General features: G+C 67.8%; 8 protein-coding genes. 4 read left to right on the top strand and 4 right to left on the bottom strand.

The genetic code is table 11. The features are described from left to right. Positions 1-14 precede the first annotated feature (14 nt). From ACIQCN_RS11455 to ACIQCN_RS11465, 3 genes are all read right to left on the bottom strand, one after another. On the bottom strand, positions 15-794 hold the full coding sequence (locus ACIQCN_RS11455; RefSeq protein WP_400611032.1) for a hypothetical protein: 780 nt from the start codon (positions 792-794) through the stop codon (positions 15-17). Further along, positions 787-1365: an RNA polymerase sigma factor gene (locus ACIQCN_RS11460; RefSeq protein WP_400605266.1), complete on the bottom strand. Its 579-nt coding sequence runs from the start codon at positions 1363-1365 to the stop codon at positions 787-789. Before ACIQCN_RS11460 ends, ACIQCN_RS11455 begins: the two co-directional genes overlap by 8 nt. Positions 1366-1458: 93 nt before the next feature. Then, positions 1459-2100, bottom strand: coding sequence for a protein tyrosine phosphatase (locus tag ACIQCN_RS11465; RefSeq protein WP_400611034.1), 642 nt, complete (start codon positions 2098-2100; stop codon positions 1459-1461). Positions 2101-2305: 205 nt separating this feature from the next. On the opposite strand from ACIQCN_RS11465, the gene ACIQCN_RS11470 reads away from it, so the two are divergent. Beyond that, positions 2306-2926, top strand: a complete 621-nt coding sequence (locus tag ACIQCN_RS11470) for a DUF5655 domain-containing protein (RefSeq protein WP_400611036.1) — start codon at positions 2306-2308, stop codon at positions 2924-2926. Positions 2927-2956: 30 nt separating this feature from the next. Here the strand turns inward: ACIQCN_RS11470 and ACIQCN_RS11475 are convergent, their stop codons facing one another. Further along, a complete protein-coding gene (locus ACIQCN_RS11475) occupies positions 2957-3820 on the bottom strand; it encodes a hypothetical protein (RefSeq protein WP_400611134.1) in 864 nt (287 codons plus the stop codon). Between the two features lie 262 nt (positions 3821-4082). Here ACIQCN_RS11475 and ACIQCN_RS11480 point away from each other — a divergent pair, with 262 nt between their 5' ends. The 3 genes from ACIQCN_RS11480 (at position 4083) to ACIQCN_RS11490 (ending at position 12690) form a co-directional block, all read left to right on the top strand. Then, positions 4083-7547, top strand: coding sequence for an SNF2-related protein (locus ACIQCN_RS11480; protein ID WP_400611038.1), 3465 nt, complete (start codon positions 4083-4085; stop codon positions 7545-7547). 383 nt (positions 7548-7930) lie between these two features. Continuing rightward, the gene (locus tag ACIQCN_RS11485) at positions 7931-9049 is read left to right on the top strand and encodes a HupE/UreJ family protein (RefSeq protein ID WP_400611040.1); all 1119 of its coding nucleotides are present in this window, start codon (positions 7931-7933) and stop codon (positions 9047-9049) included. Continuing rightward, entirely contained in the window at positions 9046-12690 is a 3645-nt protein-coding gene (locus tag ACIQCN_RS11490; protein ID WP_400611041.1) for a PQQ-binding-like beta-propeller repeat protein, read from the top strand. Before ACIQCN_RS11485 ends, ACIQCN_RS11490 begins: the two co-directional genes overlap by 4 nt. Positions 12691-12809 lie beyond the last annotated feature (119 nt).

Below are 12809 nucleotides of genomic sequence, written 5' to 3' on the forward strand. Positions count from 1 at the left end.
CAGGTAACCTGCGCTTAAGGCAGCGGGGGCTCCGGAAGCGCGTCGGGCAGCGGAACGTCCGGGTATCCATCGACGGGAACCTTCGGCGGCTGCTCCACTCCGCCGGTAAGCCCGCCGGGGAGTTCGGACGGCAGGATCCGCTCCGGCGGGCCCCCGCCAGTCCCGGTGCCGGGGTCCTTCCCGGGTGCTGTAGTGCCGGCTCCCGGGACGGCCGGCGCTGAGGGGGTGCCGCCGTCGGGCGCGGGGGACGGAGCTGCCGGCGTCGGCGCGGGCCCTGCGGGAAGCGGCACATCCTGGCCGCCGGGGACCTCCGGCGCGTCCCCGGCCGGCTTGCCGCCGGTCACAAAGGCCGTGACCGCGACGTTCAGGTCGCTGATGGACTGGCGGATTCCCTGGTCCGATGCGGCGGCCACTGCTCCCCCGGCGGTCAGCGAAACGGCGACGGACAGCGCGGTGAGGGTGGCGCGGCGCTTGAACCGGCGGCGGGCGGCCAGTTCGTCCACCGGCGGTTCCTCCACCGCCGGTTCACGGACGGGGAAATCGTCCCCGGCCGCTGCGGAAGGGACGACGCCGGCATGCCGGCTTTGGTGCGCAGGTACGGCAGTGGCGGTGCGCGCCTGGGGCGCATGGCCGGCCATCAGCGCGGCGATCGCCGCGGACGGTTCAGGTGCGGCACCGGCGAGGGCGCGGAGCTCCAGCAGCGCGGGGCGGAGCTGGCCGTCGTCGTCCAGCCCTGCTTCCAGCAGCAGCTGGTCCACCACGCGGTCGTGGTGGTTTCCTGCGGTGTCACTCATGGTTCGCCCGGTTTCTTGTCAGCGTTTGATCAGTCAGTGTTTGTTCTTTGAGGTTCTGGAGGGCCCTCCGCTGGAGCTGTTTGATGGCTCCGGTGCTCTTGCCCATGATGCCGGCGACCTGCTCGATGGACAGGTCCGCCACTACGCGCAGGGCCAGCACTTCCTGGTGTTCCCGGCTGAGCCCTTCCAGCAGTGCCGATGCGCCGCCGCCCGGGTCCACCGCCTGCTCTTCGGCCGAGGGCGAGGTGCGGTGGTCGTCCTGAGGATCGTACGGACTGAGCCGTGGCCGCCGGTCCACGCGCCGGTAATGGTCCACCAGCCGCGCGTGCGCGATCGAGAAAATGAGCGATTTGGCGCCCTGCAGCCCGCCGGTGAGTTCCTCCACCATCGGGTAGAACGCCATGAAGACGTCCTGGGTGACCGCTTCGGGGTCGTCCACGCCGCGGGCTCTAAGGTAGCCGAGCACCGGGCCGGCGAAGGACCGGTAGGCAACAGCGAAGAGCGCGGCCGGATCCGTCCCGGCTGCGTCGTCGAATATGTCGGTCTCTTCCTGGGCCAAAGTGTCCAGCACCAGCGGTTCCTTCCGGAAGGCGGCAGGTTGCCTGCGGGGCCGGCCCGGGCCGGCCCCGCAGGTAAGCCAGTCGTCCAGACTAGCTAAGTCCGCTTAGCGAACGGAAACCGCGGCAGACTCCACGGCGTCGGCGCCTGCGGCGGGAACTGCGGGAACAGCCGGAACGGCGGATTCGCCGTCGACCTCAGAAACAGCGGGGGCGGCCGGCGCTTCGGGGGCCTCCGGCAGCTCAACCTCGATGGCTCCCGAGCCTGCGGCTTCGCCGCGGGCCTCGGCAGCTGCGTCCGCCTGGGCGGCAACGTCGGTGCAGAAGCTCTCGATGTTGGCTTCGCCTTCGGCGGCGATGACCAGCGAGGAGAAGCCCTCGGAGGAGGCGTTCAGGCCACCGCTGGTGTAGGCGGTGCAGAGGCCCAGGGCAGCAGCGCCGGCAGCGTCGACAGCGCCCGCGGCCTCGCCGGAAGCGGAAGCCTGGGCTGCAACCTTGCTGTCGGAAACTTCAGCGGTCCCGGCAGCCTCGGCGTCCGCGGAAGCGTCAGCGGCCACGGCGGACTGCACGTCAGAAACCTCGGCCGGCTTCGGAGCCGGTGCGCCGAAGACCTCGTGGGCGGTCTGCTGGGCCTGGCCGGGGAGGACGCCGGAAGCGGCAGCAACACCGGTTCCGCCGGCGGCGAGGGTACCTGCGGCCAGGACTCCGGCGGCGACTTTGCTGGTGGCGAGGACAGTGAAGAAAGACATAAAGGAACTCCAGATTGCGTAGAAGACTGGTCCGATCAGGCCCGCCGGGCGGGCCCATCACCTCCTACATCGCCCGGGCCGCCGGGAAAGTTACGCTGGCGCCAAAATTCTTTTCATGGGGCGTTCCACGGGGCCCGCCGTGCGCCCGGGCCCGCGCCGACGGGGTGGTTGCCGCCGTCGTGACGGCTGCCGCTACGATCGGTGCATGCCCACATCAGACACGGCTCCCGCCTCCCGCCCACATTCCGGCGCGCCGCAGGGGGCCGGCACGTGGCAGTCCATGGTGGCCGGCAACCAGGCGCTCCTGCTGCGGAAGACCGGTCAGGACGTGCACCACTGGGTGGAGCAGGCACGCGCGGCCGGAGTGGAAAGCGACGCCGGGCTCCGCGACTGGATGCGCGACGGTTTCGGCGTGACGGGCTACGCACAGTATGCGGTGTCCTGGGAGATGTTCGGCTACCCGGACTTCATGCTGCGCGACGCCGACGAACTGCTGGACGGGCAGTACGCATCCCATCCGAACCTCCGGCCCATCGCCGACGCCCTCCTTGCCTGGGCCGCAGCCACCGACGGCGTGTCCGTCCAGCTGCGCAAGGGCTTCGTTTCACTCCAGGGCCCACGCCGCAAGTTCGCGCAGGTCACCCGCACCACCAACAGTGCCGTGGATGTGATCCTGCGCCTGGACGCCCCCGCCGGCGGAAGGCTGGAACAGGTGCGGACCCGGCCGGACGATCCGTTCACGCTGCGGGTCCGGCTGACCTCCCCCGACCAGGTGGACGACGAACTCCTGGCCATCCTGGCGGACGCGTTGGCCCGGAACAGCTGAGCCGGCGCTTCGGCCGGCCGGGCATATCCGCTACCGGCGCGCCAGCTGGGCTTCCTCGAACTCGTCCTCTTCCTCGAACTCCACTGCCGCCACGATCTCCAGGGTTTCCGGATTGATCATGAACGCCTCGTCCTCTTCCTCGACCATGAGGAAATCGCCGTGGTCGGTGCTGAAGTGCCAGGCGAGGGTCTTTTCGCCGTCGTGCATGTAGTTGGGGTCGCCCATGGTGATCTTTTCGAGGCTGTAGCCGGCGATGTCGCAGAGTTCGCGGATGATGACCTCGAAGTCGGGGGCGTCGGCGAGCGCCTCGGCGTCGGCCTGTGCCTGGCGCTCGGGCAGGTCCGGAACCCGGGCCACGAGCTCCTTAATGTGGCCGGCGACGTCCTCGTCGTTGAGTACCAGCAGGTCGTCCTGGCCGCGAAGCCAGGCAGCGTTGAGGGCAGTGATGTTTTCGCGCTCCAGCAGTTCCTCGAATTCACCGTCGAGCTCTTCCATGTGCAGGACGGCTTCGGGAGTTTCCTCCGTGTCGTCCAGGGCGCCGTCCAGGTAGTGCCCGCTGTCCTCCCCGGAGAGGGCGTCGAACGCGGCGGCGGCACGGTTGAACAGGTCCAGGTGCGCCGTGGCACCCATACCGGTCATGCCCTCACGGATCAGGGCGTCGGTCTGTCCGCGGTCCAGGGTCATGAAGACGTACTGCGCGAAGCCGCCTTCCAGCGCCTGCGTGAGGTAGAAGTCCACATAGTAGCTGCGGATGGCAACGGGCGACATCTCCTCGGCCCGGAGCAGGGCTGTGTGCATGGCATCGACAATGCTGACGTTCGACTCCACCACCTCCTCATCGGTGCCATCAATGCTCGTGCTGGTCAGGACGACAGGCTGCGGGGTGGTGATCATGGGATCCTCGCTGTTCTTGTAGTGGAGGGTGGGGAACACTTTTCACGCTACGTGGGGCAGGCATCGGGTCCGCCGAGGAGGAAGTGAACGTCAAGCGAAGTTTTCAGGGCCGCGAAGTTCGGGGAACGGCCGACGGCGGCCTGCCGCCCCGGGTTCTGCACGGTCCTGCCGGTTCGGACCGGTCCCATGCCGGAACTAAGATGGATTAGATAACCACCCACCGGACCCGGCCCCGCCGCGGCCTGCTGAAAGTAGCGCCCCCATGCCATCCCAACCGGACGAGAGTGCGGACCTGGCGATCCAGACCCCAGCCATCAACGACCGCTCCCTGGCGGCCGGACTGGCGTATGCCATGGGAAGCCGCGTGTCCGGGATATCGTTCGACGCCGGCACCGGGCTCATGCTCGGCAAGGTCCGGGGCGGCGCGGAAGTGCCCTACTCCACCACGGCGAAGCTGGTGCGCCGCGGCGGAGGCTGGAGCTGCACGGTGGGCGTTTGCAGCTGCCCGGTCCGGAAGGACTGCAAGCACGTCGCCGCCCTCCTGTTCGCGGCCGAGGACAACCCGGCCATCCGCGTCCAGCTTCTCTCCCCCGGCATGGCGCCGCAGCTCTCCCGCGAACCTGCGGCCGCCCTCGCCGACTGGGAGCAGGCCCTCAGCCCGCTGATCTCACGCCCGGACCCGGCGCAGAAATCCGGCGGCACTCCCCTGGCGCTCCAGTTCGAGGTGGAGGAACCGGCGCCGCACTTTTCGTACACAGGCCGGCGCGACCCTGTCCGCGGCGTCCGGCAGCTCAAGGCCCGGCCGGTGATAATGGGCGCCCGGGGCAAGTGGATCCGCGGCGACGTCACCTGGAACACTCTCAGCTACATGGGCTTCCGGCGTGACTGCAACGAGGAGCATGTCCGCTGGCTCCAGGACTTCCTCTCGGGGTTCTCAGCGTCCGGCGGCCGGACCTACAACCCCTCGGGCCTCATGTGGCTGGGCCTCAATTCCTATGCCGGCAAGGACCTGTGGCGGCTGCTGGCGGAGGCCAAGAAGATCGGGCTCGCCCTGGTCCACACGCGTGGCAGCGAACCGGTGCGGCTCGCGGAGTCTCCCGCCGCCGTCGGGCTTAACCTGGGGCGCTACGGAGCGCCTGCTGCAGAAAGCACCGGGCAGGCGGCCGACGACGGCGGGCTGGAGCTCGCGCCCACCATCACCGTGCAGGGTACTGAGGTCAGCCCGGGTACGGTGGGGACGATCGGCCGCCCCGCGCACGGCATCTTCTTCACCGGCACCGGCGACACACTCGCGGGTGCCGGCGACCCGGACGTCATCACCCTGGCGCCGCTGGAAGAGGGCCTGAGCGAGGAGCTGCTGGCGTTCGTGACCGCGGGCAGCACGCTGCACATCCCGGCCAGGGACGAATCCCGCTTCCTCACCGGCTTCTACCCCAAGCTCAAGCAGACGGCCCGGGTCACCGCGCGGGACGAGTCCGTGGAGCTGCCCTCGTTGGCCGTCCCCACGCTGTCCCTGCTGGCCAACTACGGCGCGGACCACCGCGTCCGGCTGCACTGGGAATGGCATTACAAGTCGGGCAGCCTGGTGACCGCCCAGCCGCTGTGGCGCCACCCGGGCGATCCCGGCTACCGGGACGACGCCGCCGAGGCCCGCATCCTGGAGGGCGTCGGACGGCCGTGGGAAACGGTGACGGCACTGGCCGAATCGGCCACGGACGGGTGGGGCACCCCGCGGCTGGCGGCCACCGCCGAGCTCACCGGCCTGGACACCCTCGCGTTCACCGAAGAGGTGCTGCCGCAGCTGCGCCGGACGCCGGACGTGGACGTGGACACCACCGGCGAGATCGCGGACTACCGCGAGGCGGAGGAAGCGCCCGTCGTCTCGATCTCCACCAAGGCCACCGAGCAGCGGGACTGGTTCGACCTGGGTATCCAGATCTCCCTCGAGGGCCAGCCGGTCTCTTTCGCCGCCGTCTTCTCCGCGCTCGCGGCTGGCCAGACCAAGATGCTGCTGCCCAGCGGAGCCTACTTCTCCCTGGACCTGCCGGAGCTGCACCAGCTGCGGGCGCTGATCGAGGAAGCCCGGTCCCTGCAGGACAACAAGGACGCGCCGCTGCAGATCAGCCGCTTCCAGGCCGGGCTGTGGGACGAGCTGGCGCAGCTGGGGATCGTGGACGAGCAGGCTGCGGCGTGGCGGTCCGCCGTGGGCGGGCTGCTGGAGGGCGGCGTGGACGGGCTGCCGCTGCCGGCTTCCCTCAACGCCGAGCTGCGCCCGTACCAGCTGGAGGGCTTCAACTGGCTCACGTTCCTCTACCGGCACAGCCTGGGCGGCGTCCTGGCCGACGACATGGGCCTGGGCAAGACCGTGCAGGCGCTCGCCCTGATGTGCGCGGCAAAGGAGCTCGCTGAAGCGGCCAGCAGCGCCGCGGCCGACGGCGCTGCTGCCGCCGCCACGGTGCCTTCACCCGCCTCCCGGCCGGCCGCCGTCGCGCCTTTCCTGGTGGTTGCACCCACCAGCGTGGTGGGGAACTGGGCCGCGGAGGCTGCCCGCTTTGCGCCGGGCCTGACGGTGCGTGCGGTGGGCGAGACGTTCGCCAAGAGCCGGCAGGACCCTGCGGAGGTGCTGGCCGGTGTGGATGTGGTGATCACGTCCTACGCGCTGTTCCGGATCGACTACGACTCGTACGCCACCCACGCCTGGTCCGGGCTGGTGCTGGACGAGGCCCAGTTCGTGAAGAACCACCAGTCCAAGGCCTACCAGTGCGCCCGGAAACTGCCGGCCGCCTTCAAACTGGCCATCACCGGCACCCCCCTGGAGAACAACCTGATGGAGTTCTGGGCGCTGACGTCCATCGTGGCGCCGGGCCTGTTCGCCAGCCCCAAACGGTTCGCCGAGTACTACCAGAAGCCGGTGGAAAAGAACGGCGACAAGGGGCAGCTGGAGAAGCTTCGCCGTAGGGTCCGCCCGCTGATGATGCGCCGCACCAAGGACCAGGTGATCAAGGACCTGCCGCCCAAGCAGGAGCAGATCCTGGAGGTAGTGCTGAACCCTCGGCACCAGAAGGTCTACCAGACGCACCTGCAGCGGGAACGGCAGAAGATCCTGGGGCTGATCGAGGATGTGAACAAGAACCGGTTCACCATCTTCCAGTCGCTGACCCTGCTGCGGCAGCTCAGCCTGGACGTTTCGCTGGTGGATCCTGCGCTGTCCGCGGTGCGCTCGTCGAAACTGGACGTGCTGTTCGAGCAGCTCGAGGATCTGGTGGCCGAGGGGCACCGCGCCTTGATTTTCAGCCAGTTCACTGGGTTCCTGGGCAAGGTCCGCGAGCGGCTGGACGCCGAGAACGTGGAGTACTGCTACCTGGATGGCAGCACCCGCAACCGCGCTGACGTGGTGAGCGAGTTTAAGAATGGTTCCGCCCCGGTGTTCCTGATCTCGCTGAAGGCCGGCGGGTTCGGGCTCAACCTCACTGAAGCGGACTATGTGTTCCTGCTGGACCCTTGGTGGAACCCGGCATCCGAGGCGCAGGCCGTGGACCGGACGCACCGGATCGGGCAGGCCCGGAACGTGATGGTGTACCGGCTGGTTGCCAAAGACACCATCGAAGAGAAAGTCATGGCACTCAAAGCCCGCAAGTCGCAGCTGTTCGCGGACGTGATGGAGGGCGATGCCCTGGCCGGCGGTGCCATCACGGCCGAGGACCTGGCGGGGCTGTTCAAGGAGTAGCGCGGCGCCCCTGTTCGCCTATTCGACGCGCAAACTTGTTTTCGATGCGCATCGGCACTGGCGCACCCCAGATATGAGGTGCGCCAGTGCCGTTCCCGGTCCGGAATGGATATGCGCGTCGAAAACGCAGCGGACGCGGGTCAGTGCGCGTACCCACGCGGCTGACGCTACAGCGAAGCCGGTTCCGATGCCCCGGATCTCCGTTGGCAGCACTTCGCCCGGGTAGACGTTGGTCAGTGTGGTGGCCCCGTAAGCCTGCGCGCCCGCTCGGGGACTAAACGCGGCCATGCTTTCGTGGCCGGTTCCCTGGAGTTCACCCCGTATTCGGAGGCCGGTTAACCAACAGGTATGGACTGGGCATACCCATCACCCTGCCCCGCGAATTGAGCATCCCCGTGTCACCCCTGCCGCTGCTGCGCCAAAGCGCCGGACTCCTGCTGTTGATCGTTGTGTTCCTGGGGACCGGGGTCCTACCCGCGTCGGCCCACGTCCGGGACTCAACCGGGTATTCACGCGTCACCGCCGACGGGCCGTCAGTTTCCTACGACCTCAGCCTCGAATACGCGATGCTGGCGCGCGCAGTCGACCTCGGCCCGGATGCGGTCTCCGCCAGCGATGCGCCGCGGCAAAAGGCTGCCCTGACAGCAGGCAGAGGCAATCTCGAGGCCTACCTGGCCGACCGAATAACCCTCTTCCTCGACGGGGCGGCGTGCCAGCCGGACCTGGCCGGCACCGACATCAAAAACCGGGACGGCGTTCCCTACGCCGAACTGAAGCTGGAGTACAGCTGCGGGGCCTCCGCTGGTTCCTACCTGATTAAGTACGGCGTCTTCCGGGAAACGGATGCGGTGGCGGACGACCATTCAAACATCGTGAACTACCGCCTGGGCGGCGTCGAAGGCCAGGCGGTCCTGGATGGCAGCAACGCTGAACTCGCTGTCGGCGAGGGATCAGCGGCAGCGGCAGCTGCCCGGTTCGGCGCCATGGGCGTGGAACATATCCTGTCCGGCCTGGACCACGTGCTGTTCGTTGTCGCCCTGGCCCTGGGCGCCGCCAACGTGCGGAGCCTGCTCGGAGTGGTCTCCATGTTCACCCTGGCGCACAGCATCACCCTGATCAGCGCCCTCCTCGGTTGGATCCGCCTCCCGGCCGAAGTCGTAGAGCCGTTGATTGCGTTATCCATCGCGTTCGTCGCCGCCGAAAACCTGCTGGGTGCCACACGCCGAAGGCTGCCGGCGGTGTTTGTCTTCGGCCTGCTGCACGGGCTGGGGTTCGCCGGCTCCCTCCGTGTCACCGATGAGTTCAGCTGGAGCCTGGTCACGTCCCTGCTCAGCTTCAACATCGGTATCGAGGCTGGACAGGCGCTGCTGCTCCTCGCCGCTTTTCCCCTGATCCTGCTCGCACGCCGACTCCGCTGGTCGGTCCCGGTGTTGCGTGGGGCGACCGCCACGGTCGCAGCTGTTGGCCTCTTCTGGTTCATTGAAAGGTTCTTACTCGCATGAAACCCACACCCCCGGCGCCCTCCCGCATGGGTTCCGGCACGCGCCGCTTGCGGCTGGCCCTGTATGCCGGCACAGCCGCCCTTGGCGGCCTGGTCGTCGCCGCCCCGGTGAGCTCCGCCGTCGACGAAGCCCTCAATCCTGCCACCGCCGTAGTTTCCGGTACGGTCTTCGAGGACCGCAACGGAAACGACGCCTTCGACCCGGGCGAGCCTGTTCTCCCGGGCGTCTCGGTATCGGACGGTGCCACCATCGTGGTGACGGACGCGGAGGGCCGGTATCGCCTCGAAACCCGTACTGAGCGCCGGAACACGGACCTGGTGTTCGTCAGCCAGCCCGCCGGATACTCCGTGGGTACCGACGAATTCATGGCGCCCCGCTTCTACCGCAACCTCGGCACGCTTGCCGCCGATGAGCAGAAAACTGCAGACTTCGCCCTGACGAAGGACGCGGACGCGGCGCGCAGCAACTTCACTTTCGGCAACATCGCCGATCCCCACGTCAATGCCGATCTGCCGGAGCAGATCCAGGAAATCAACGCCACCGGTCAGGACGTTGGTTTTATCCAGGTCAGCGGTGACCTCACGAATAACGCAACGGACGCGGAATTCAAAGCGTTCAAGGCGGCAACATCCCTGTCCAAGGTTCCGGTATGGCCCGCCGTCGGCAACCATGAATACTCCGCCGGAACGGGGTACGCCAACCGCATCAACAACTACCGGAACCATGTGGGCCCGGAGTGGTACTCCTTCGACTACGGGAACCGCCACTTCATCGTGCTGGAAAACAACGGCAGCGCACCCTTCGACGAGCAGCTCGCGTGGGCAAAGGAAGACCTGGCGAAGAACGTCGGGGACAAGGAGCTGGTGGTCCTGACCCACCAGCCGATGAACGTTCCCTTCGGCTCGCAGAACATCTACGACCAGTACGGCGCCCTGCTGGAGCAGTACAAGGCGCAGCTCATCCTCGTTGGCCATGAACACTCCAACGACGTCGAGCCGGACAGTGCCTTCGCAGGCACGGCGAAGCACATCCAGACGACGTCGAGCTCGTACTCCATCGATAACTCGCCCCGCGGTTTCCGCTACATTTCCATGACGGACGAGTCCTTCGAGAATCCCTTCCGCATGTATGGTGCGGAAAAGGACCTGACCATCACCAGCCCGGCGGACGGCAGCAGCATCCCGCTGGACAAGTTCCCGGGAATCCAGGCCAACGCCTATGACACGACGGATGCCCCAGTGAAAGCCGAGTTCAGGCTCGACGGCGGCAACTGGCGCCCGCTGGCAGCAACGGGCCAATTCACCTGGCACTCCGACCTGCAGGGCGACCTGAGGAACGCCGGCAAACACACGGTCGAGGTACGGGCCACAGACGCCACCGGCGCGTCCTGGACCAAGACCTCAACCTTCACCTTCACTGCCGACAAGGCGGTCATTCCCGTGAAGGGCGCCGACTGGTCGCAGCACCACGGCGACCAGGGGCACACGGGCGTGGCGGCAGACCGCATCGCTGCCGGGCAGCGGCTCGCGTGGTCCTACCGGACGGAAGGGACCTTCCTGACAGGTTCACCCGCCATCGTCAACGGCGTGGTCTACGCCGGTACCCGCGACGAAAACGGGGACGGCAACAGCGCCGTCCACGCGGTGGACCAGGCCACGGGCAAGCAGCTTTGGACCTATAAGGTGCCGTCATCGGTGCACGGAAGCATCGCCGTGTCCGAGGGCCTGGTTTTCGTTCCCACTCTCCGCGGCAGCCTCTTCGCCGTCGACGCTGCGTCCGGGCAGCTGATGTGGCAGCACGATCCCGAGCCTGCACCCGAAAACTACAACCAGCGCACGTACGGCTACTACGGCGTCACCGTGGCCGACGGCAAGGTCCTCTACCCCTACCAGACCCGCCACGGCGAGGCGAAGCAGGGGCTGCTGATCGCGCTGGACGTGAAGACCGGCAACCGCGTATGGGCTTCGCCGATGAGTGGCAGCACCATGAGTGACGGGACGCCCGCAGTGGCTGACGGCCGCGTGTATGTGGGCAACCAGACCGCTGACCGCGTCATGGCCTACGACCTCGCCACAGGCAAGGCACTGTGGACCGGCGCCGCGACCCTCGGCGGCTGGCAGGACGGCATCCCTTCAGCGGCCGGCGGCCGCGTCTACATCGGCTCCGGCAACGGGATCATTGCCCGGGACGGCGCTACGGGCCAGACCCTTTGGACCTATCGGAGCCAGCACCCCTCGCTGGTCAACGGCAACGCCACCCCGGCGGCGCCGACCATTGCCGGAAACACTGTCTACATGGGTTTCCCCTCCGGTGCCGTGACCGCACTGGACGCCACCACCGGCGCTGTGCTCTGGGACCGGTTGCTGCCAGGGGAAAAGTACCGCGGCGGCGTGCACACCTCTCCCGCACTGAGCGGCGATACCCTCTTCGTCGGAGCCAACAACGGCAACTTCTACGCACTGGACTCCCGGACGGGACAGCCGCTCTGGCAGCACAACATCGGCACCTGGGTCGCCGCAGGCCCCGCAGTCAGCGGGAACACGGTGGTGGCAGGCGCCCTGGACGGCAACCTCTACGCCTTCACCCCCGGCGGGACGGCCGCAACGCGCTGGTCCTCCGTTTCGGGAACCGTTACCGACGCTGCCACCGGGCAGCCGGCGGCCGGGGTGGGAGTGCAAGTACTCCGAGACGGCGCCCTTGCCGGCACCACCACCACGGCAACTGACGGAACGTACCGGCTGGGCCTTGAAAAGGGCGTCGGAACATACACTGTGCAGGCAGCCAGGTTCGGTTCAGCCACGGCCGCCAAGCAGATCGATGTCGCGGCGGGGCAATCCCCCACCGTCGACCTCGAAATGCGGCCGGTCAGCGTGGACGCCGGCACAGGGAAACGACTGGCCGGCGGCCTCGTTGAAGGCGGCGTCCAGGACATCGTGATCGAGAACAGGAAGTTGGCCCTCGCCATCTCCAAGGTCTTCAACGACCCCCAGCTGGACCAGTCCACCACGGGCAAGCCGCTGGACATGGCCCTCACCGGGCAGCCCGACCAACTGGACTGGATCAACCTGCCCTACGTGACATCGTCGGAGCCAACCGGCGGGAACGCGTGGGCACAGACCCAGGTCCGGACAGAGTCCGTGGAGATCGTCGAGAACACCGGCGAACGGGCCGTTGTACGGGCCTCGGGCACGTCCGCCGAGCACCCGGGACTCTTGTTGACCACCACCTACTCGGCCAATGCAGAGGACCAGTGGATCACCGCGAAATCGGAATTCCGAAACACATCCGGGGCTGCGCTCCCGCTCTGGGTTGGTGACGCCATGGACCATGACGGCACCGGACAGCGCAGCGGAGTGGCGGGCCACCCGGTCATCGACACGGGCACCGCCGCGGCCTACGAGCCCAACGGCCGGTGGATCGGCCAAACCGGCACAGGCGCGGACCAGCAAACCTACGGCCTCGTCTACACGGCTGAAAGCGGATCCTTCACCGGGTACGGCTTCCGTAACTGGATCATGAGCAAGTTCCAGGTGGAGATCCCGGCCGGCGGCAGCCATGTCCTGGAACGCAGGATCGTGGTGGCAGCGAACAGCGGGACCCAGAACCCGTTCGCGGTACTGGATCAGCTCGCCGGGCAGTAGCCAGTCCGACGCTCCCAGCGTCAGCTTTCGTAACCGGACGCGCAAACGGTCCGGGGACGCGTGGATCCACGTGTCCCCGGACCGTTTCCGTAGCCGCAGTCCCTTTGCGAGTCCGCCAA

Source organism: Pseudarthrobacter sp. NPDC092424 (assembly GCF_044754925.1).
Classification (GTDB): Bacteria; Actinomycetota; Actinomycetes; order Actinomycetales; family Micrococcaceae; genus Arthrobacter.

Bases quoted from the DNA above. Each gene is read 5' to 3' on its own strand.
- ACIQCN_RS11465 (WP_400611034.1), bottom strand. From the start codon at position 2,100: ATGTCTTTCTTCACTGTCCTCGCCACCAGCAAAGTCGCCGCCGGAGTC.
- ACIQCN_RS11455 (WP_400611032.1), bottom strand. From the start codon at position 794: ATGAGTGACACCGCAGGAAACCACCACGACCGCGTGGTGGACCAGCTG.
- ACIQCN_RS11475 (WP_400611134.1), bottom strand. From the start codon at position 3,820: ATGATCACCACCCCGCAGCCTGTCGTCCTGACCAGCACGAGCATTGAT.
- ACIQCN_RS11470 (WP_400611036.1), top strand. From the start codon at position 2,306: ATGCCCACATCAGACACGGCTCCCGCCTCCCGCCCACATTCCGGCGCG.
- ACIQCN_RS11490 (WP_400611041.1), top strand. From the start codon at position 9,046: ATGAAACCCACACCCCCGGCGCCCTCCCGCATGGGTTCCGGCACGCGC.
- ACIQCN_RS11480 (WP_400611038.1), top strand. From the start codon at position 4,083: ATGCCATCCCAACCGGACGAGAGTGCGGACCTGGCGATCCAGACCCCA.